This is a genomic window from Methanonatronarchaeum thermophilum, assembly GCF_002153915.1.
GTDB lineage: Archaea > Halobacteriota > Methanonatronarchaeia > Methanonatronarchaeales > Methanonatronarchaeaceae > Methanonatronarchaeum > Methanonatronarchaeum thermophilum.
Map to the genome: position 1 here is coordinate 550,162 of NZ_MRZU01000003.1, position 20,858 is coordinate 571,019.

The 20,858-nt window shown below is 37.9% G+C and carries 19 protein-coding genes and 1 tRNA gene; 9 read left to right on the plus strand and 11 right to left on the minus strand.

Annotation, left to right across the window (positions count from 1 at the left end; all coding sequences use genetic code 11):
* The first annotated feature begins 319 nt into the window (after nucleotides 1–319).
* The 4 genes from AMET1_RS03990 (at nucleotide 320) to AMET1_RS04005 (ending at nucleotide 4,515) form a co-directional block, all read left to right on the plus strand.
* Nucleotides 320–1,015, plus strand: a complete 696-nt coding sequence (locus AMET1_RS03990) for an ABC transporter ATP-binding protein (protein WP_086637183.1) — start codon at nucleotides 320–322, stop codon at nucleotides 1,013–1,015.
* Between the two features lie 435 nt (nucleotides 1,016–1,450).
* Nucleotides 1,451–2,143, plus strand: a complete 693-nt coding sequence (locus tag AMET1_RS03995; RefSeq protein WP_143406839.1) for a hypothetical protein — start codon at nucleotides 1,451–1,453, stop codon at nucleotides 2,141–2,143.
* Nucleotides 2,136–2,408 carry a hypothetical protein gene (locus tag AMET1_RS04000; protein WP_086637185.1) on the plus strand — a complete coding sequence of 91 codons (273 nt, stop codon included), beginning with the start codon at nucleotides 2,136–2,138 and terminating at the stop codon, nucleotides 2,406–2,408. The genes AMET1_RS03995 and AMET1_RS04000 overlap by 8 nt, the downstream gene beginning before the upstream one ends.
* Nucleotides 2,359–4,515 (plus strand): DNA polymerase domain-containing protein, encoded by a 2,157-nt coding sequence (locus AMET1_RS04005; RefSeq protein ID WP_161490754.1) that lies wholly within the window; start codon nucleotides 2,359–2,361, stop codon nucleotides 4,513–4,515. Before AMET1_RS04000 ends, AMET1_RS04005 begins: the two co-directional genes overlap by 50 nt.
* Before the next feature lie 153 nt (nucleotides 4,516–4,668).
* Here the strand turns inward: AMET1_RS04005 and AMET1_RS04010 are convergent, their stop codons facing one another.
* Both AMET1_RS04010 and AMET1_RS04015 read right to left on the minus strand, forming a co-directional pair.
* Nucleotides 4,669–5,241 carry a flavodoxin family protein gene (locus tag AMET1_RS04010; RefSeq protein ID WP_086637381.1) on the minus strand — a complete coding sequence of 191 codons (573 nt, stop codon included), beginning with the start codon at nucleotides 5,239–5,241 and terminating at the stop codon, nucleotides 4,669–4,671.
* 170 nt (nucleotides 5,242–5,411) lie between these two features.
* Nucleotides 5,412–6,125, minus strand: a complete 714-nt coding sequence (locus AMET1_RS04015; RefSeq protein WP_086637187.1) for a methyltransferase family protein — start codon at nucleotides 6,123–6,125, stop codon at nucleotides 5,412–5,414.
* 154 nt (nucleotides 6,126–6,279) lie between these two features.
* On the opposite strand from AMET1_RS04015, the gene AMET1_RS04020 reads away from it, so the two are divergent.
* A complete protein-coding gene (locus tag AMET1_RS04020; RefSeq protein ID WP_086637188.1) occupies nucleotides 6,280–7,422 on the plus strand; it encodes a sulfatase-like hydrolase/transferase in 1,143 nt (380 codons plus the stop codon).
* Nucleotides 7,423–7,591: 169 nt separating this feature from the next.
* Here the strand turns inward: AMET1_RS04020 and AMET1_RS04025 are convergent.
* The 5 genes from AMET1_RS04025 to AMET1_RS04045 form a co-directional block, all read right to left on the minus strand.
* A tRNA-Ile gene (locus AMET1_RS04025) sits at nucleotides 7,592–7,665 on the minus strand.
* Nucleotides 7,666–7,728: 63 nt separating this feature from the next.
* Nucleotides 7,729–8,394, minus strand: coding sequence for a CDP-diacylglycerol--serine O-phosphatidyltransferase (gene pssA, locus AMET1_RS04030; RefSeq protein WP_086637189.1), 666 nt, complete (start codon nucleotides 8,392–8,394; stop codon nucleotides 7,729–7,731).
* Nucleotides 8,395–8,558: 164 nt separating this feature from the next.
* Nucleotides 8,559–9,170, minus strand: a complete 612-nt coding sequence (locus AMET1_RS04035; protein ID WP_086637190.1) for a phosphatidylserine decarboxylase — start codon at nucleotides 9,168–9,170, stop codon at nucleotides 8,559–8,561.
* On the minus strand, nucleotides 9,167–10,000 hold the full coding sequence (artA, locus tag AMET1_RS04040; protein ID WP_086637191.1) for an archaeosortase A: 834 nt from the start codon (nucleotides 9,998–10,000) through the stop codon (nucleotides 9,167–9,169). Before artA ends, AMET1_RS04035 begins: the two co-directional genes overlap by 4 nt.
* Before the next feature lie 109 nt (nucleotides 10,001–10,109).
* On the minus strand, nucleotides 10,110–11,495 hold the full coding sequence (locus AMET1_RS04045; RefSeq protein ID WP_086637382.1) for a B12-binding domain-containing radical SAM protein: 1,386 nt from the start codon (nucleotides 11,493–11,495) through the stop codon (nucleotides 10,110–10,112).
* Between the two features lie 218 nt (nucleotides 11,496–11,713).
* Between AMET1_RS04045 and AMET1_RS04050 the strand changes: the two genes are divergently transcribed.
* Together AMET1_RS04050 and alaS are read left to right on the plus strand one after the other, a co-directional pair.
* The gene (locus AMET1_RS04050; RefSeq protein WP_086637192.1) at nucleotides 11,714–12,115 is read left to right on the plus strand and encodes an Hsp20/alpha crystallin family protein; all 402 of its coding nucleotides are present in this window, start codon (nucleotides 11,714–11,716) and stop codon (nucleotides 12,113–12,115) included.
* A gap of 108 nt (nucleotides 12,116–12,223) precedes the next feature.
* Nucleotides 12,224–15,001, plus strand: coding sequence for an alanine--tRNA ligase (gene alaS, locus AMET1_RS04055; RefSeq protein ID WP_086637193.1), 2,778 nt, complete (start codon nucleotides 12,224–12,226; stop codon nucleotides 14,999–15,001).
* 161 nt (nucleotides 15,002–15,162) lie between these two features.
* Here the strand turns inward: alaS and AMET1_RS04060 are convergent, their stop codons facing one another.
* Both AMET1_RS04060 and AMET1_RS04065 read right to left on the minus strand, forming a co-directional pair.
* On the minus strand, nucleotides 15,163–15,753 hold the full coding sequence (locus AMET1_RS04060; RefSeq protein ID WP_086637194.1) for a KH domain-containing protein: 591 nt from the start codon (nucleotides 15,751–15,753) through the stop codon (nucleotides 15,163–15,165).
* 22 nt (nucleotides 15,754–15,775) lie between these two features.
* Nucleotides 15,776–16,012, minus strand: a complete 237-nt coding sequence (locus tag AMET1_RS04065) for a translation initiation factor eIF-1A (RefSeq protein ID WP_236629434.1) — start codon at nucleotides 16,010–16,012, stop codon at nucleotides 15,776–15,778.
* A 431-nt stretch (nucleotides 16,013–16,443) separates the two neighbouring features.
* On the opposite strand from AMET1_RS04065, the gene AMET1_RS04070 reads away from it, so the two are divergent.
* A complete protein-coding gene (locus AMET1_RS04070) occupies nucleotides 16,444–16,821 on the plus strand; it encodes a CBS domain-containing protein (protein WP_201721270.1) in 378 nt (125 codons plus the stop codon).
* Here the strand turns inward: AMET1_RS04070 and AMET1_RS04075 are convergent.
* Together AMET1_RS04075 and purB are read right to left on the minus strand one after the other, a co-directional pair.
* Nucleotides 16,789–18,147 (minus strand): DUF7411 family protein, encoded by a 1,359-nt coding sequence (locus AMET1_RS04075; RefSeq protein WP_086637196.1) that lies wholly within the window; start codon nucleotides 18,145–18,147, stop codon nucleotides 16,789–16,791. The two genes, AMET1_RS04070 and AMET1_RS04075, sit on opposite strands and share 33 nt — an antisense overlap.
* 4 nt (nucleotides 18,148–18,151) lie before the next feature.
* Nucleotides 18,152–19,504, minus strand: a complete 1,353-nt coding sequence (purB, locus tag AMET1_RS04080; RefSeq protein WP_086637197.1) for an adenylosuccinate lyase — start codon at nucleotides 19,502–19,504, stop codon at nucleotides 18,152–18,154.
* Nucleotides 19,505–19,688: 184 nt separating this feature from the next.
* Between purB and AMET1_RS04085 the strand changes: the two genes are divergently transcribed.
* Nucleotides 19,689–20,645, plus strand: coding sequence for a tyrosine--tRNA ligase (locus tag AMET1_RS04085; RefSeq protein WP_086637384.1), 957 nt, complete (start codon nucleotides 19,689–19,691; stop codon nucleotides 20,643–20,645).
* Nucleotides 20,646–20,858 lie beyond the last annotated feature (213 nt).

A 20,858-nucleotide genomic window follows, 5' to 3' on the forward strand; every position in this document is an offset into this window, starting at 1 on the left:
CCCATTTATTTTTTAGGTACAAAAAACCAGAAAACCACCTTAAAATAACCAGCCACATCAACAATATCGACTTCATTCTCTAAACAACCTAAGACCACTAAACCCAGGCTTGGTAGTTCAAAAACGTTGGGGAGTTAGTCCTGTTGTAGTTGGTGGATTGTGGTTGTGATGTTACGCGCTTCCTCCCACGACTGAAGTCGTGGATTTCCGCGCTGCTTCTATAATGAAAACTAATATTGGATGAAGGGTTTATAGTCTATAAGGAAGTTGAGGTTTATTTTGATTAGATTTTGGGTTTGTTTTGTTGTTTGGTGGGTTTATGCTTGAGGTTGAAGCTATTGTTAAGGATTTTGGGTATACGAGGGCTTTAAATGAAGTTAGTTTTGTTGCCAGTGGTTTTAAAACTATTTTTGGACCTAATGGTGCCGGTAAAACCACATTGATTAAAATATTGTCTACAGTTATGGCGCCTTCATCTGGTACCGCGTTTGTTAATGGAGTGGATTTAAATAAAGATCCAGTTGGTGTTAGGTCCCAAGTAGGGGTTGTTTCCCATAAATCCTATTTTTATAACAAACTAACTGCATTAGAAAATTTGAGTTTTTACGCTGGTTTATATGAAGTTGATATGGAGCAGGTTCACACTCTTCTATCCAAAGTGGGTTTGTCTAATCGACGTTTCGACCTGGTTGAAGATTTCAGTAGAGGCATGAAACAAAGGCTATCTATTGCCAGAGCACTTCTTCACGACCCCCCGGTTCTTTTATTGGATGAACCATATACCGGTCTCGACCTACAGGCCAGTGAGATGTTAAGAGATACATTATCAGAGTTGGATTCAAAAACTGTTTTGATGACTACTCATAACACCGAGAGAGGACTTGAATTATGTGACTCGGTATCGATATTGAAAGAGGGTAGAGTTGTATTCGATAAAGAAGTTGATGAAATAGATTTAAATGAATTCCCTGATACATACAGGTCTTTAGTGCTGAATTCAGCTACCCACCGCTGAAACAGCAGTACTGTAGGCACTCCTGTTCAAACTTCAAATTGAAGCAAACGTTGGACGTCACTAACAATGAACTTACACCACTTCAGGGCGACCTGACCATAACCCACATCATCAAGGCTTTACTCCAATGGTAAAGCTAAAAAAACAGAGGCCGATGTTTTTCAACACTATAGCCCCTATCCACCAACAATCGTTTCACAGCGGTAAAGCGCGGAAGCCCTATGGGTGGGGGGTAGCGCAAACGCTTCGTGAAAAAACCCAATGAACACTCCAAGTAACGCTGTGGAGCGTGGTTCAAGCCCTAAATAACTCATACTGTTCTTTATATAGGTGTTTTTTTTGTTGTTTTATTTTGTTTTAGTTTGTTTTTTGTTTCATTTTCGATTCACTCTCTTGGAAATCGGTTTTTGTTTAGGTTTCTATTTTTATTTGGTTATGTTTAGTACTGGATTTGTTGGGTTTGATAGGGTTATAGAATCTTCTTTGTTTAGTGGTGGGAATGTTATTTTATTTAGAGGTAGTGGTTGTCTTGATGTTTTTTATAGGTTTGTTGCTGTTAATGCTGGTGTTTGTGTTGTTGTAGATGGTGGTGGTTCTTTCAATCCATATAGGTTGGGTAGGGAGGGGGATAGTGTGGGGGTAGGTAGGGAGGATGTGTTAAAGGTCTTGGTTTCAAGGGCTTTCACCGGTTATCAGGTTTTTGGATTGATTGAGAAGCTTTGGAGTGTTAGTTTTAGTGTTTTTTGTTTTCTGGATCCATTGGTTCTTTTTAAGAGCGGTGATATGGGTGGTGAAGAGGGGTTAGGGGTTTTTGAGAACTGTTTAGCAGAGCTAAAGAAGGTATCTGTCGATAAAAATGTTGTTTCGGTTGTTTTTTCACGTGGGGGGTTAGGGGTTTTTGAAGATGTTTTAGATGTTTTTGTGGATGAAGTGGTCTATCTTGAGAAACGTGAGGATAGTGTTAAAGTTCGTTGGAGGGATAGAGTTGGAGGTTTTTCTATAGATCTAGATAAAGAGCAAACCACAATAGATCGTTATATTCAGGCTGAGGGTGTTAGGGAGTTTAGTTTTCCATTTAGGGTTCAGAAGAAATTAAGTCATTTTGTTGAGGTGGATATTGATGGGTAGAACTACGCCTACATATAGAGATTTGGTTAAAGAGAAAAAGAGAGAGTGGAGTGACTATAGAGCTGCGCTTCGTCAAAAAGAACGTAATGCTTTTGACAGGGTTTTTGAAATGGCTATAGAGACCGCGCATGCTGGAACAAATCAAGCTCCGTTGTATCCAATGGAATCGATCTATCTATCAATCTTATTGAAGATGGAGCTCAGGATTCAGGAGCTTGAAGAAAAAATTAACGAGAAAGATGATTCTGTTCGATATAAGCGTTGACAAAAACCAAAACATTGAGTTATGGTTTAAATCTAAAAACAGAATACATAAGAAGTGTATAGAGTTCTATCCAAAGTTCTATTTTAAATCCAACAATACAAAAAAAGCATTTAACAAACTAAGCAGCTATGACGTAGATACCCGGGTTGTTGAAAAACGTGGATGGCCTGGTCAGAAAACGAGTGATTTCATCGAGGTTATAGTTAAGAATCCAAGAAAACTACATAAAATCTCCAGAGAACTATATCAAAACGGTGGATATAAAGAACATACGTTGTACAACGTTGATTTAAGCATTCCATTCAGATATCTACTACAAAACGGTTTATATCCAACTTTAGATTTAAAGAGACATGATAGATGGAATCTAGATTATGTAAATCCAGATTTAAAGACAGTTGAAATAGATATTAAGACAGCTAACGGGTCTTTAAACGATAAATCATTGAAATCACTAGAGCTTGATGGATCAGAGTTTAAGGGGAGCGAACAAGAGAAAATAGATTCCTTGGTTAAAGAGATAAGGAAACAGGACCCAGATATAATCTATACCGATGATGGTGTTCTAAACTACCTGAAAGAAAGAGCCGAAAAAGATATTCATTTTGGTAGGTTACCTGGAGACAAAGAGATTGGGGGAGATACCTATAGGTCTTATGGCCAGACAATATACAAACCAATGTCACTGTATATGAGAGGACGCATACAAATAAATAAAAATAGCTTCATATATGGTGAAAGTGGTTTAGATGGTGTTCTAGAGCTATCAAGGCTTTCAAGCCGACCAATACATGAAGTTTGTCGAGCAAGTCCTGGAACAGTTATCTCTTCAATGCAGATAGCTAAAGCTTTTGAATCCAACATACTTATTCCATGGAAGAAAAGTGTACCTGAAGACTTCAAAAGTGCTAGAAAGCTTATCAAAGCCGATCGAGGAGGTTTAACCCTTCAACCTATCACCGGGTTCCACAGCGATGTAGTTGAAGTAGATTACTCATCATTGTTTCCCAACATAATTTTAAAAAAGAACATTTCACCTGAAACCATAAACTGCAGCTGCAACCATGGTAACAAAAAAATCCCACAACTGGATTATACAGTATGTAATAAAAAGGGTTTTTTACCCAAGGTTATAGAGCCAGTCATACTTAGAAGGAAACAGCTTAAAAAAAGAACCAAGAATGGTGGTTGCCTTAGAGATAGACGTCGAGTTGTAGCTTTAAAATGGATACTTGTCACTTGCTTCGGATACACTGGATATAAAAACGCCAAATATGGTAAAATTGAATGCCACGAATCAATCTGTGCATATGGAAGAGATATACTGGTTAAAACAAGCCATATAGCTCAAAAACATGGTTTTAAAGTAATACATGGTGTTGTAGACTCCTTATGGCTCTCCGGAGATGGAGACATAAACAAATTTAAAAAACAGGTCAACGAAGAAATAGGGATACCTATCGAAATAGAAGACAAATATAAATGGATGGTTTTCCTACCAAAACTTGACAGCAAAACAGGAGCACTAAACAAATATTACGGAGTTAAACAAAACGAAGAATTAAAAACAAGAGGTATAGAAACCCGTCGACATGATACACCCAAAATAATCAAAAAATTCCAGAAAGAAGTTCTAGAAATACTTAAAAAAGCCAATACAGAAAAAGAATATAAACAAAAACAGATTGAAGCCCTAGAAGTCCTAGAAAAATATAAAAACAAACTAAAAAACAAATCTATACCAAGAGAAAAACTCGCATACACATCCAAACCATCTAAAAAAATAAAAAACTACAAAACAATGAACCGAAACAAAGCAGCCCTAATCAAACACAAAGAAAAAAACATAGACAAAAAACCCGGAGAAAAAATCAAATACATAATAAGAAACTCAAAACTAAAAAACCGAGACAAAATAGCATTAATCAACCAAAAAACCCCCATCGACACCAAACACTACATAAAACAACTAGAAAGAGCCTACAAAACCCTACAGCCAAAACAAAAAAACACACAAACAAAAAACCAACAAACCCAACTAACCAAACAAAAAACCAAGCCAAACCAAACCAAAACAAAAAAGTTAGACAAAAATCCTAACCGATAAAAAATCTTTGAAAAAACAGTATTAAATAAAATAAATGAATATTCATAGAGCTGTGACATACTCCCCGCCCTGAAGGAAGGGGTCTTAGCCCTGATTTAAGAGATAATATAAAAACATATATTTTAGCTACACCATAGGGGCCTATATTTTTTGTTATTTTATTTTTTGTAGGATCCAGGCTATGTTTTCGCCTAGGTCTTTCATTGTTTCCATTCCTTCTGTATCTTTTAGGACTTCTTTTTTGTCGCCACCCATCGCTAGGTTCCAGTAGCTGGAGCCGGCTACAAACATTTCGTTTATTAGGTAGAAGTGGTTTATTGAATCTAAAGTGTTGATTGATCCGGCTCTTCTAACTGCGGAGACACTTGCGCCTATTTTTCTACGTAAGAAATTGTCGTTAGCTGAACATACGTATCCAGCTCTATCGATAAGTGCTTTTGTTTCTGGTGTTAGGTCGGAGTAGTATGTTGGGGAACCGATTATAATACAGTCAGCTTCAGCCATTTTACCAATACATTTATTTATTATATCATCGTTGATTGTACACTTCATGTTTTTGTTATCGAAGCATTTTAGGCATGCAGTGCACCCTCTAACTTGTTTTCCACCGACCTGTATCGATTCACAATCGATACCTCTGTCTTCAAGTTCATCAAAAACTTTTTCAATTAAAATCTTAGTGTTTCCATCACTACGAGGGCTTCCGTTAAAACCAACAGCTTTCATTATTAGCACCAAAACACCAATACAACCGAGAAAAACATTAGTTTTTCCAAAAAAATGTTTTTTAGATAAAACCAGAGTGTTGTTCACACACTGTTTTTAACCAATCTGAAGAGAACTGCGCCAAAGTTAAGACCACAAGCTTCTGAGTTTATTTATGGGTGTGGGTGTTGTTAAATAAATCTAGGTGTTTTTTCTATGTATTTTTGGTATTGTTTCGGGTTGTCGATTGATTTCATGACTTCTTTTTCTTCATCGACGGTTAGTTTGTAGTAGAAGTAGGTTAGAACTGGGAGCATGGCTAGGGTGAGTAGGGATGGCCAGTGAATGAACCAGCCGAAGGCTATTAATATGATTCCTAGGTATTGAGGGTGGCGTGAATAACGGTATATTCCAGTGGTTACGAGGTCTTCTTTTTGTCTTTTTTTATATAAAGTAATCCATCCGAGAACCACGATCACCATGCCGATTATACTTATTATTGCTCCAATAATTTTCCAGAGGGTCATTGATAGGGATTGGCCTAGGAAGGTGAATGAGAAAATGACTTCTTGGGTTGGAGGTGCTCCAGCTGGTGAGAAAATTGTTGCAGATGAGAGGTAGACTGTTAATGGAATGCCATACATCTCAACAAATAGTGATATAATGAATGCTGTGTATATTCCCATCGATTTCCATTCGATTTTACGTCTAAATGAGAGTGGTAGTAGGAAGATGAGGAAAATTCCTACGTTAAGTAGGACGAGGTCCCATCTGCCTTGGATCACCATTGACTCTACATGCCCCGTCATAAACCAACGAGCATGTTCGAAAAAAGACGGTAGGGATAGTAAGGCTATTATACTTAAAACAATAAATCCGGTTTTACGCCAATCCAGTCGATCCATTTTATTTGAATCCTATAACAGAATTGTTTTATATCTATATTGGTTTTATTTTTTTTCAGTATTTTTATTGTTTGTTTTGATTTGGTTTGGAGAGTTTTTTTATTAGTTGGGTACTTAGTTTCTATTAGGTTTTGTTTTTTAGGTGTGATGTTTTATGAATGTTGTTGTTTTGGTTTTTGATACTGTTAGGAGGGATCGCTTGTCTCCGTATAATGGTGATATCGATTTTACTCCAGTTTTTCAGGAGTTTGCGGAATCCTCTGATGTGTATATGAATGCTTTTAGTCAGGCACCTTGGAGTTTTCCATCTCAACTTTCATTTCTTTCCGGTTTATATCCATGGCAGCATCAAGGAAACCAATCAAAACCGTTTGTAGATGGTGGGATCGATTGTTTACCTGTTAAGTTACGTGATGAAGGATATTTTACTTCGATGATTCATAATAATAGTTGGTTAACACCTGTTACTGGGGCTACTAAGGGTTTTGATGAAGATAGAACTATATTGGGTAAATCTAGGTATTTCCATAGTTTTTGGAGTTCGTTAGGGAAGAGTGATCTGGATATTGTTCAAAGAAAACTGATTTTGTCTTTTTCTAAACTTAATCTACTTAATCCACCTAAAGATTGTTATGGTATTTTAGATCAAATTAGGTCTATAGAACGTTTTTTAGATAGACATAGTGGCCGGGATTTTTTTTGTTATATCAATTTGGTTGAGTCACATTATCCGTATAACCCACCTGAGAGATATAAAAAAAGGCATGGTGTGGAGAGAGATGTTGGTGATTTAAAGTCGATGCCTTTGGAGTATGGTGGTAGGGTGTTTATGGATGAGTTGGATGTGTTGAATCGTTTGTATAATGCTGAGATTGATTTTCTCGATGATCTGTTCGGTGTGGTTTTGAATTTATTTAAGAAATATGGAGTTTATGAAGATACTTTGTTTGTTGTTTTCTCCGATCATGGTGAGTTAATTGGTGAGGAATGTAAGTTCGGACATCATTTTTCCACCAATAAACACTTGATAAATGTTCCATTGATTGTAAAGAAACCAGGTGTTGAAGGAAGGGTTATAGAAGAGGTTACTGAAGTTAGAGAGCTCCATTATATGATTTTAAATGAGGTTGGAGCTAACCAATATGATGAAATTAAATTGATGGATGGTTATGCCTGTGGAATGTATGAAAAACCAGTTATTTATAGGGAAAAACTTGATTCATTTTATGATTATTGTTTGAATGATGTTTTCTATATTGCTAATGAAGATGGTGTTTTCAGAGTATATGGGCCTTAAACCAACTTTTATATAAAGCAGTTTTTAGGTAGGGTTTTTTCAAACAATATATCTCTAAAAATCCGATAAAGTTTGTATTAACACCTATTTAGAGATGAATTGATGTAAAATAAGCTATAGAACCAAAAAAATTGTGTTTTTAATTTAGTTCTTTGTTTTTTGTTTTTAGTGGGCCCGCCCGGATTCGAACCGGGGATCTCACGGTTATCAGCCGTGCGCTTTAACCGCCTAAGCCACAGGCCCTCGTGGCCACAGTTTATTTTACCTGACCTCTCTTAAGTTTTATCTGGTTTTGTGGTTCATATTTTATGATTTTTTGGTTATTGCAGTTTTAAGGCTGGTGTTTTTTAATGGGAATATAATGATATAGGCTGTTGTTAGTGCTAATAAAGCTGTTGTAGTGGCTGTGAAGAATGGGCCTGTGGTTATTAATACCAATATCAATAGTATTCCAGCGGCAATTCTGGGTTTGAATGGTATTTTTGGGTATTTTATCTCTGATATCATCAATATCGATAATGCGAGAACTATGATGGTGGTCATTATCAATTCGTCGAAGTAGATTGTGTATATTGCAAGTGTTAATCCTGCACAGGTTGTTGGTATACCTTGGAAATAATCTTCGGTTTGGGTTATGTTGAATCTTGCAAGCCTTATTATTGACGCTGATAGGAATAAAACTGCTAAAACGATTGCAAAAACGGTGTTTAGTGTTGTATACAGTATTAATGCTGGAAGTACACCAAATGATGTTGCATCAGCGAGTGAGTCCAGTTGGGCGCCGAACTTGCTGGAGTCGTCTTCTTGTAATTTTCTAGCCAGAACGCCGTCTAGGCCGTCTAGTATTGCTGCTAGGACTACTAGTTTGATTGATATCAATGGTTGTCCGTGTATTAAGTATACTATCCCTATGAATCCAGCTATTAGGTTTCCTATTGTAACTATGTCAGGTATGGTAAGGTTGGTTTTCATCTAGCTGTCCTTTCCTAAAAATTCTTTTTTAAAGTTTGTTTTTATGGTTTATGTTTATGTTTAGGTTTTTATCGGGTTTTTTGAGGTGTTTAAACAAAAACTTTTTAAAATATTTTTTATTTTATTCAAAAACTCTTTAATTACTTAAGTTTTTGTGTAAAAAACTAGTCCTCCGGTAGGTCAGCGACCTTAGTAACCCCTGCAACCAACCTATCTCCCTCATCAACACCAATACAATCCAAATCAAATTCCTCTGGAAAATACAGGTCAACCCTGGAGCTGAAAGCAATCAAACCAAACCTCGAACCCCTATCAACAACCTCACCAGGATTGATGTAACACCTAATCCTTCTCGCAGAAAAACCAGCTATCTGAACCACCTTAAACTCACCCCAATCAGTTGACAAGAAAACCTCATTCCTCTCATTATTCTCAGACTCCTTCTTGAAGGCTGGAATATACCTACCAGGATGGTGTTCAACATCTACTACTTCACCAGAGAGGGGTACTCGATTCACATGAACGTCGAGCAAACTGAGAAAAATACATACAACCGGCCTACCTCCTACCGTTTTCACATCCAAAACCTTACCATCCGCAGGAGAAACAACTCCTTCACCATTAATCTCACGATCAGGGTCTCTAAAGAAAAACAAAACAGCTAAAGCGAAAAACAAAAAGACGGAACCTAGCACTAAATACCTTAGATAGAAAAAAACGATAGATAAACCGAACAACACACCCGATATCTTAAGTCCCTCACTAGCAACCTTCATTTCAAACCCCTAAACATCTTAATTGGAACCAACAACACACGTACAACCATCTTTTGAAGCTGTGGCAACACAGTTAACAAGAAATACGCTAGTACAAAAAGAACAATCAAAGAACCTATTTTAGCAAACACATGATGAGCAATGTTAAAACTACCCGTTATACCCAATATTGTCAAATCACCAAATAAATCATTACCTGTTGCATAAACAATAAAAACATTCCTAACCAAGTTAAGTAGATAAATAACAGGAACGGTGATAAAAGCCTTCAACTTACTATTTAAAGCGTCATGAGAAGAAAGAATAGCGGCAGTAAATACTGCCATACTCTCAATACCAGTACAAGCAAAAATAATATCTATATTCGTCATAGAACTACCATCTAAATAAACTAAAGTAGTTCCATAACGATCAACGGACATCCCTATCAACTCAAGGATAAAAGCAGTGTTATGAGCAACCAATACCTGTAGAAAATCAAAACCACCTCCAGCCAAATAAGCTAAAGGAAAGTAAATACCCCCAGCAATAGCAGCCAATCTAGTTAAAAAAACAGACTCCTCTCTAAACTCAGCGTTCCACACACTCCTAAACTCAAGATAACCAACAGCCCACGACAAAAACGATGCAGAGCCGGTTAAAACCGCATTAAAATAATCCTGAATCTCAATATAACCTTCAGGAACAGAAAGCCAATAAACCCCAAACAACAACCAACCAACACCACCAACTACATGAACAATCCTACTATCCCTCCTATACACAGAGAAGACAGCAGCCAATAAAAACAAAAACAAAGCTATCCAAACAAAATATCCATAACCAATCATAAAACGCCAACTAAATACATTTCTTCCTTTAAATAGTTATCATTTTTCTATGAAAACATACAAAAAAACCATAAAAACAAAAAAAAGAGTATATTTTAGCTCTTGTTTTTCAGTTGGATTGTTTCATAGATTGCTTTAAAATAGCCGACATCACTTTAAAGAACGGTACTCCCTCTTTAACAAGGTTCTTCATTATGTATGTTGGTCTTAAATAAAACTCCTTGAAAGCTTGTTTCTGTAGGCTATGTATCTCCTCTAAAGTTAGGGTAGTTGTCTCTACAACAGGGGAAAACAGGTCATAATCCCCCCACTCACCCTTAATCTTACCGATATCCTTCATATTATTGTAGAACTCAGTTCCAGGGTAGGGCGTGGCAATCGAAAACAAAGCGTAGTTAGCCTTAATATCTTTGACAAACTGAATACTTCTATTAACCGTTTCTCTTGTCTCACCTGGCAAGCCAATAGCTAATGAAGCCACCGTTCTCATTCCAACATCGTTAGCTGTTTCAAATATCTTTTTAACCTGACTGGTTTGAGTCCCTTTCTTAACCCTGTCAAGTATCTCTTGGTTACCAGATTCAACACCTATAAAAATAGTGTGGCATCCGGCATCCCTCATCAACTCTATCATGTCTCTATCGATCTTGTCAACTCTTGCAGTACATCCCCACCCGATATCTATATCTCTATCCTTCAACTCTCTACAAAATTCACGAACCCAGTCAGGAAGCAATGTAAACGTGTCATCCATAAACGCAATAGTGGATACATCTAGTGTTTCTTTAACATGCTCCATCTCATCAACAACATCTGTAGGAGACCTCTTACGAATTGCTTTACCATGTAGAGCAGAAGAGGCGCAGAACGAACATTGCATCGGACATCCCCTGCTACAGACCATAGTTGTGATAGACATCCTGTCATCGAAAACCACATATTTATCGGTAGGAAGCAGATGCCTAGCTGGATATGGTAAGGAATCAAGATCTTCAATTAAAGCTCGGTCCTCATTTTCAACAACTCTACCCTCAGACCTAAACACAATTCCTTCAACATTACTTAAGTCACCCTCCTCTCTCAAAGTCTGATATAGGTCTAAAACTGTGTACTCCCCCTCACCTTTAACTACAAAATCTACCGATTCATTCTGGTTAAGAATATCTTCATGCATAAATGTAGGGTGTGGCCCACCTAACACTGTATATGCATTGGAAGCTTCTTTAGCAACTTGAATAGACCTCAGAGCTTCAGGTATCAATGGTGTTGTAGATGTAACCCCAACCAAAAAAGGATCTAACTCCCCAACCTTTCGCGCCATCTCATCATAACCTATATCCTCTGCAGCACAATCCATTAAAACTACATCTATATCGTTCTCATCTAAAACTGACGCAATATAAGCAATCCCTAACGGAGGCGCCCTGATATTAAAATATTTTTTATATTTAGACTTGAAATCCGGTGGGTTAATAAGGAGTACTTCAGTTGTCATCAATAATATATATCGTACACAATCAATTATAAATTCAGGCCAAACAACCAAAAGATAGATTTCATACCTTATATTAAGAGACCGGTTGAGAAAACTTATTGGTGATGCATCGAATCGAAACAATACCCCTATTTTATGTGACTAAAAATGTTTTTTGTATTATGGTTCCTAATAAATATAGTGAGTGAATTTGGTTTTAGGGCATAAGAGGTATTTAAATGGGAGAAGACTGGTTATCCAAGTCATTAGGGAAAATCTTCCGCAGAATGGGTAGTTCATTTGAGGAAGCGAAAAAAGAGTTTAAGTATGGATACAAAGACTCATTACTGGAGAGTGACAACACCAGATCCAAAGGTGAAAAAAAGGGTAAAAAAAAGCCTTTCGTTGATGTATTTAAGAAAGGTGATAGACTCAAGGTGTTGGTTGAAGCTCCCGGCGCGATAAAAGAAAAAATACATATAGGAGTATACAATGAAGATACATTGCACATCTACATTCCATCAAAAACAAAAGAAGACTACTCAGTCGATATTAAACTACCCTCTAAAGTAAAAACGAAAAAAGCCCGATATAAATACAACAACGGCGTCATGGCCGTATCACTTGATATACAAGACTAAATTATTATGTTAAAACCTTATACAAAATTTTTATTCCACTGGTTTGTAAACCAGTTTTTTGCATAGATTTTATTGTTATCTCTATAATAGATAAGTCGAGATACTACTATGAGTTTAGAAAATGAGTATAAACTGGATTTCCTTCAGGACAATGATTTTATAAGAAAAGAATGTAGTGAGTGTGGATACTATTTCTGGAGTTTAGATGGAGATCGAGAAACCTGTGGAGATCCTCCTTGTGATGATTACTCGTTTATCGAAAATCCACCTATCGATGGAGAGTTTAATTTAACGGAGATGCGGGAACACTACCTAAGTTTTTTCGAAGACCGTATGCACGATCGTGTTGAACGTCGACCGGTCATCGCTAGATGGAGGGACGATATATTCCTAACCATCGCTTCGATAGCTGATTTCCAGCCTCATGTGACCGGTGGCCATTGCCTGCCTCCAGCAAACCCGTTAACGATATCTCAACCGTGTATACGGCTTGATGACATCGATTCGGTTGGTAGAAGCGGTAGACATCTAACTAATTTTGAAATGATGGCACATCATGCCTTCAATTTTGATGAAGAACATATTTATTGGAAAGATAAAACAGTAGAGTTGTGCCATGAGTTTTTCACTGAACTTGGTATACCTGGTAGAGAGATTATTTATAAAGAAAACCCTTGGGCTGGTGGTGGAAACGCAGGTCCAGCTTTTGAAGTTTTATGTCGTGGGTTAGAGCTCGCCACTCTTGTTTTCATGAACATGGAGTTGGATCCAAATGGTGAGTATGAAATTAAAGGTGACCGGTACCGAAAAATGGATTCAACGATTGTAGACACTGGATATGGTTTGGAGAGAATTGTGTGGGCTTCTAAAGGAAGTCCAACCATATATGACGCTGTTTTCGATGAAGCGGTCAACCATGTTGTGGATTTAGCTGGAATAAACCACCACTTAAAAGACCCTGAATACCGGGAACTACTTGGTGAACACGCCAAACTATCTGGCTACATGGATGTTGAGGTCGGCAGCGACCTAATGGAGATACGTAGAAAAGTTGCAGATAGACTGGATTTCGATGTAGATCAACTAAAAGAGATGATGGAGCCTATTGAAGAGGCTTACGCAATAGTTGACCACAGCCGGACAATCACATTTATGCTTGGAGACGGTATCGTTCCTTCAAACGTGAAAGCCGGATATCTAGCTCGCCACGTAATTCGACGTGCCTTAAGAATGATGATGTCTTTAGAGATAGAAACACCGTTATCTGAGATTGTTCAACTACAAATAGACATGATGAAAGACGACTACCCTGAATTCAAGAGACGTGAAGATATAATACTGGAGATAGTTGATTTAGAAGAAAAAAGATTCGATGAAACCGTTTCAAAAGGCAGAAACCTAGTTAAAAAAACCGCTGAACACTACCATGATAAAGATGGTGAGATACCTCTAGACTCGGTTCTCGAGCTATATGACACACATGGAGTCCCCCCTGAAATAATTAAGGAGGTTGGCGAAGAGGTAGGTGTCGATGTAGAGGTTCCAGACGACTTCTATACAAGAGTTGCAAAAAAACATGAAGGAGAAACGAAAGAAGTTGAAGAACCAACAGAACTAGAAGAGAGATTAAAAGATTATCCCGCTACAAAACTCTTGTTCTACAGCCAACCAAACGACATAAGTTTCGAAGGAGTTATAATAGATTCATTCGAGAACAAAATCGTTCTAGACCAAACCTTATTCTATCCAGAGGGTGGTGGCCAACCAGCAGACCACGGAACAATCGATACAGGTGAACGTATCTACAACATAACAGACGTACAGAAAATAGGAGACGTTGTAGTTCATACATTTGAAAACGAAAACGGAGACGGCAGCGATATAAAGAAAGGAGTTGTAGTACAAGGCAAAATAGACCAAGAAAGAAGAAGAGCACACACAAGACATCACACCGCAACACACGTACTGCTAGGAGCCGCAAGAAACGTACTAGGATACCACGTATTCCAACAAGGATCAAACCTATCAACAAGTCAAGCACGACTGGACATAAGCCATTACAAACCCATCACCATGAACGAGATAAAAGAGATCGAATGGAAGATCAACCAAATCGTAATGGACAACCGTTCAGTAACAACAAAAACCATGGATCGGAACGAAGCGGAAAAAAAACATGGATACGTCTTATACCAAGGCGGAGTACCAATGGGCGACGAAATACGTGTCGTAGAAACCGAAGACTGGAACGTACAGGCATGTGGTGGTACACACTGCGAAAGCACAGGTAAAATAGGACCAATAAAAATACTATCAACCGAAAGCGTCCAAGACGGTGTTATAAGACTAAATTTCTCCGCCGGAGAAGCCGCCATCGAAAGCATACACGAAAGAGACGAAATACTACAACAAACATCCGACAAATTCTCAGTTCACTACCAAGAACTACCTAAAACAGCCGAGAGGTTCTTCAACGAATGGAAAGAACGAGGAAAAGAGATCGATAGACTACAACAAGAACTAGCCAAACTACGTAGACAACAACTATCAAACGAAGCAGTCGAGGTCAACGGAATAAAAATAGTAAGCCAAAAACTAACCGAAGCCAAAATGGATGAAATAAGAGCAACAGCAGAAGAAACATCGAACAGAGGAGCCACATCCATGATAACAGGAGACCAAGGACACACAGCAATCTCAGTAAGCAAAGAAGCAATAAATAAAGGATTAAACGCAAACAAACTACTTCAAACAATAACCAAAAAATACAGTGGCGGTGGAGGCGGCAACGAAAAAATAGCACAAGGAAAAATACCACCACACAAAATAGACAAAGCAATAGAAGAATTCAACAAAATGGTGAAAAAAGAGTTAAACGCCAACTAAAAAACAAAAACGGTCAGGTGGATACCTGACCAAAAAACACAGACATAGATAAACACACACCTATAGATATAGATGTCCAGATCTACAAAAAACCCCTATCTATAAGAGGGCTGCGTCAGATCAGAACTATCTTATTTTTTCTATGGTTTTTTGTGGTTTCTTTACTCGTTCTGGCTTTCGTTCGGTATTGTGCCGGGCCGGTGGTCTGTGCGGACGTATTCGATCTCTCCGGATGTGGGTATGTTTTCTTTCAGGAATCTATATGCGTGTCCATGTGGAGCTCCGTTTAATATCATCTCTATTGCTTCTATTGTTGCTGTTACCCTTTCGGGTTTGCCTATACAGGAGACTGTTTTTCCATATATTGATATGTTTGTTCCCGATATGTCTTCTAGTAGGTTTCGGGTTTTCCCTTTTTTACCTATTACCCTTCCTTTCAGTCTTTTTCTTGATTTCTTTGTTGTAGCGTAGTTTGTTATATCAAGTATCTGTAGTACGTAGTTGTCTTTGAGTAGTTTGACTGCTTTTTCTGGTGTGAATCCCCGGCCTATTGCTCTAACTACCTTGCTTGTCTTCCACCCTAGAACTGGGTCGGCGTCTTCTCTGTTTATTTCGACGTTTCCGTCATTACTATCGATAGTTAGTTTAACGCCTGTTCGCGCCTCTATATCTTCTTTTGTTCTACCTTTTTTACCTATCAATACCCCTATTCTGTCGTTGGGGATTTTTACGTAGTCTATATTTTCCGGCATTTTTCTTCAATTAGACAGTTTTTTATACTTTCAGCTTACCATGCTCTCTTAGCCAACGGACATCCCACTGTTTGTATCTCCATTTTATATCGGCTTTTTCATCTTGGAAGTCCCAAGGCTCGATGAGTACGACATCGTCTTCTCTTATCCAGTTTCTTTTCTGCATTTTACCCGGTATTCTCGCAATACGGGTTTCACCATCTTCTGAATGAACTCTAACTCTGTTAGCACCAAGCATATTTATCACACGGGCCTGTATCTCTCTTCCACGTGGAAGTCTTGGGCTCCTATGTGTATTTCCATCATTGTCATTCTTTTTTCCCAGATTAACACCTCCATTTTGATTTATCTCATTTTGATCTTGAAATTAGAAATCAGAGCTTTAATGAAAAACCAAGTTATAGGTGGTTCAACCAGTTTTCCATATAAGTTAAGTTGTGGAGCTGATTTCATTTTTAATTTATTTATCAGTCGGTTGTTTGTTTTTTTGTTCTTCCCATACCTTCAAACTATCCCTTAACATTTCTTTTTATTGGTTTACAGAACTTTTTCAATATTTTTTAGGAAATTTTCTTTTATTAAGTTTATTCTGTTTGTTTTGTTTTGTGTTTTTGTTTGTGGGTAGGAGTTATTTACTATTAGGTGGTATACGGTTTATTGTAATGTTGTTTTGTTCAGGAGGTTGTTTGTTTGAGTGGTATTAAAGCTGGGGATATAATGATTCCTTGTAGTCGTGTTGTTTGTATTGGTCCTGATGATCATCTTGCTAAAGCAAGGTTGGTTATGTCTAGGAATAATGTTGGTGGTCTTCCTGTCACTGTTGAGGGGCGTATTGTTGGGTTTATCACTTTGAGAGATATTACTTTGTGTCCTGCGCCACCTGAGTTCAGGGTTTCTGAAATGATGACGCGGGATGTTATAACTAAGGATGTTGATACCTCGGTTAAGGAGCTTGCCGATATTATGGTTGAAACTGGTATCCAGCGTATTCCTATTGTTAGTGGTGGTAGTTTGGTGGGTTTGGTTACTCAGAGTTCAGTTATTAAAGCTGCGCGTGACGTGCTTTAAGTTTTTTTCTTCAAATATTTCTTTTGCTATTGATGCAAGGTATTTGTCGACGTGGTGTTTTTCTCTTCTTTTGTATCCGTTTCTTCTGGCTATACGGTCTATTTCACGGTCGATTCTGCTTCCGTATTGTAGGGATTTTTTAGGTCTTTGTGTGATGTCTTGGGGGAGTATTTTTTTGGCTCCAGTTCTCAATATTTGTTTTTCGATTTGGTTTGAGTTTGGGGTTCGGTGTTTAAGTGGTATAGATAATGCGGTTTCGACGAATTTTTGGTCTAGGAATGGGTTTTTAGGTATTATCCCATGGGCGGTGAATATTTGGTGGTCTCGTTCTAGGTCTTTTTTAGCTATATGTTCGATGTCTTTGTACATCTCGGTTTCTGGGTTTTCTGTGTTTCTGTATTTTGTGTATCCTCCGAATAGTTCGTCTGAGCCTTGGCCGGTTAGTATTGTTGTATATCCGTCTTTTTTTAGTTGTTCGGCTAGTATGTAGAATGGTAGGCCGACTCCTGTTGTGAGTCGGGTTGCGTCGCATGTTGTCTCTATGGTTTTTGGTATTGTTTTTTCTATTTGGTTGAGGTCTATCTCTATCGGTTTGTGGGGGAGGTTTAGGTTTTTTGCTGCTTTTTTGCTCCATTTTATGTCGGGGGAGTCTGTATATCCTACGGTGTATAGGGTTGTTTCTGTGTGTTTGCTTGCGAGTTTTGCTATTAAAGAGCTGTCTATACCGCCTGAGAATGCTATTGCCGTTTCACCGTTGATTCTTTTTTGGATGGCTTGGTCTAGTTTTTTTATTAGTTGTTTTCCGTATTCTTCAGGTTTTTTGTTTTTATCTATCTCTTTTTTTGTTTCACGTGTTTTGATTATAACTTTATCTGTTATTTTGTTGTCTCTGATTGTGTGTATGTGGCCTGGAGTTATTCTATGTGGTTTTTTGTTGGTTGTTTGTAGTAGTGTTTTTTTGTTGGTTGAGAATGCTATTCCATCGGTTGTTTTTGTGTAGTATAGGGGTATGGTTCCGATGTGATCTCTGCCTAGTGTTATTTGGTTTTTGGTTTGCCATGCGAATGCGAACTCTCCATCCATTTTTATTAGTTTTTTGGGGCTTTCGGTTTCTTGGATTGTTTTTTTCAGGTTTGGTTTTTTGTTTCTGTATAACACACCTGATACTGCTATTGTGGTGTTTTTTTTCTCGATTATCTCTGATTCTGGATGGTTTTTCTGTATTGATATATGTATACCGTTTTTTTTGTGAGTTTCTATTGGTTTATCGATTTTTTTATCAAGTTTTGTTTTTAGTTTTGTGGATGTGGCGCCCCAAATCGTCACTGTTTTATACCTCCCTGTTTTTTTCGTAGTTGTCTACCACGTTTTCTATATGTTCGTTTACACAGCCTAGGTAGTTTGAAGGATCTATTACTTTATCTATTTCTTCATCGGTCATGTGTTCTCTGACTACCTGGTTTTCCATCAATGCTTGTTTTAATGTTTTGTTGGATTGGTATGCGTCCATTGCGCAGTCTCTAACAACTTTGTGTGCTGTTTGCCGGCCTAATCCTTTTTTAAACAACTCGATCATTACTGCTTCGCTCATGTTTAATCCACCGGTCATGTTGAGAACTTTCTCGATGTTTTCTTCGTCTATGACTAATCCGTCTACTATGTATTTCATGAGTTTGAGTTGTTCATCTACTAAGAGGAATGTTGTTGGTAGTACCATTCTTTCAGATGAGGAGTTGGTAAGGTCTCTTTCGTGTTCTAGAGGTACGTTCTCTAGTTCTGTTGTTACATTTGACCGAACTACTTTTGCAAGCCCACCGATTCTTTCGCTGCGCATCGGGTTTTTCTTTTGAGGCATCGTGCTTGAACCAACTTGTTTGTCTCCAAATGGTTCTTGCATTTCACCTATCTCTGTTCTCTGAAGGTTTCTAACCTCTTTGGCTATTTTATCAAGGGAACTGGATATTATTGCTAGTTTTGATATTAATTCAGCATATCTATCTCTCTGGATCACTTGGTTTGAGATGGTTACCGGTTTAAGCCCCAGTATTTCATTCACTCGTTTGTGGATATCTTCTCCAACATCTCCTAAAGAGGCTTGAGTTCCGACGGCCCCTGTAATCTGACCAACCAGTATACGTGGCTTGAGTTCCTCGATTCTATCTATATGTCTTCGTATCTCCGCTGCATAGATAGCAAATTTATGGCCAACTGTGGTTGGAACTGCGTGTTGTCCGTGTGTACGGCCTACACAAGCCAGGGTTTTAGTTATTTTTGATTTTTCTATCAAGGAGTCCTCTAACTCTCGTAACCGCCTCATTATTATTGAGAGGGAGTTTTTGAATTGAAGTGCTCTGGTTGTGTCGGAAATGTCATTGCTTGTAGCCCCTAGATGTACGTATTCACCTGCATCGCCTTCACATTGTTCTGACAATGCTTTCACAATAGCCATTATATCGTGTTTTATCTCGGCTTCAATCTCTTTCACTCTTTCAAGCGAAACGTAATCTAGGTTAGCTTTTTCATTAATCTCATCTGCAGCCTCATCTGGGATTAAACCAAACTCTGCTTCAGCTCTAGCTAAAGCAGCTTCAACTTTTAGCATGAACTCTAGTTCGGATTTCTTCTTCCATATCTCCCGCATCTCTTCAGAACCATACCTGCCTTCTATTGGATGAATTGACATCGGTTTATTTTAATTGAACAATGTATTAATGATTTTCCAGATACAGTACCGGTTATATATGCTGTTAAACTCGAATGTTTTAAGGATTAAGAACATCACTGTTATCTGGTAGTTCGGTCGAGAAATATAGTTCTGATGAGTGCAAAAACACAATAAGGTTTTTTGTAAGTGATTCTATATGAATTTGGATAGATATTCGTTGGTTACTAGGAATACAGAGGAAATTGTTGTAGAAGATGAGTTGAAGGAGCTATTAAAGGATGAAGAACAGCCAGTCACCTACGTTGGTTACGAACCTAGCGGAGCTCTCCATCTAGGACATCTAATGACGGCTAACAAACTTATTGACCTCCAAAAAGCTGGTTTTAAAGTAAAGGTATTGTTAGCAGATTTCCATGCATATCTAAATGAAAAAGGCAGTCTTCCAGATATTAAAGAAACAGCTGAGATGAACAAAAAATGTTTTTTAGCTTACGGTTTAGATCCAGATAAAACTGAGTTCATTTTCGGAAGTGAATACCAACTAGATGAAGAATACACAAAAAAGGTGTATGAACTCTCACTTCAAGTTACTTTGAACAGAGCTACAAGAAGTATGGATGAAATCTCCCGACGACATGAAAACCCAATCATGGGTCAGATGTTATACCCAATAATGCAAGCCATAGACATCGGCTGGCTAGATGTAGACGTAGCTATGGGTGGTACAGACCAACGTAAAATCCACATGCTTGCTAGAGAGAAACTTCCAAAAGTAGGATATAACTCACCAATATGCATCCACACACCAATACTAACAGGATTGGACGGAGAAAAAATGAGTTCCTCTAAAGACAACTGGATAGACATCTCCGACACCCCTGAAAAAGTAGAAGAAAAAATAATGGACGCCTACTGTCCAGAAAAACAACTAGAAAACAACCCTATAACCGAAATAATGAAATACCACGTTATGCCCAGATACGAAGAAATAACAATTGAAAGACCCGAAAAATTCGGAGGCAACCTAACATACACCCAATACAAAGAGCTAGCAAAAGACTACAAAACCGGTGAACTACACCCACTAGACCTCAAAAACACAGCCAAAGAATACCTAAACGAGGTCTTAGAGCCCGCAAGAAAAAAACTCAAAACATAAACCCCTCATATCCATTTTATTTTTTAAGTTGGTTGTGCCCTTCCACATGCTATTTTTAGAAAAACAAAAAACACATCCACAATAAAAAACCCCCTATATTATTAGATACACATTAAGAGAAAAACAACAATAAAAAAATTGTGTGTGCACAAAGATACCATATTAATTATACGCTCATGAATCACGATCAAGTCAAAGGTGGTTATACTTAAC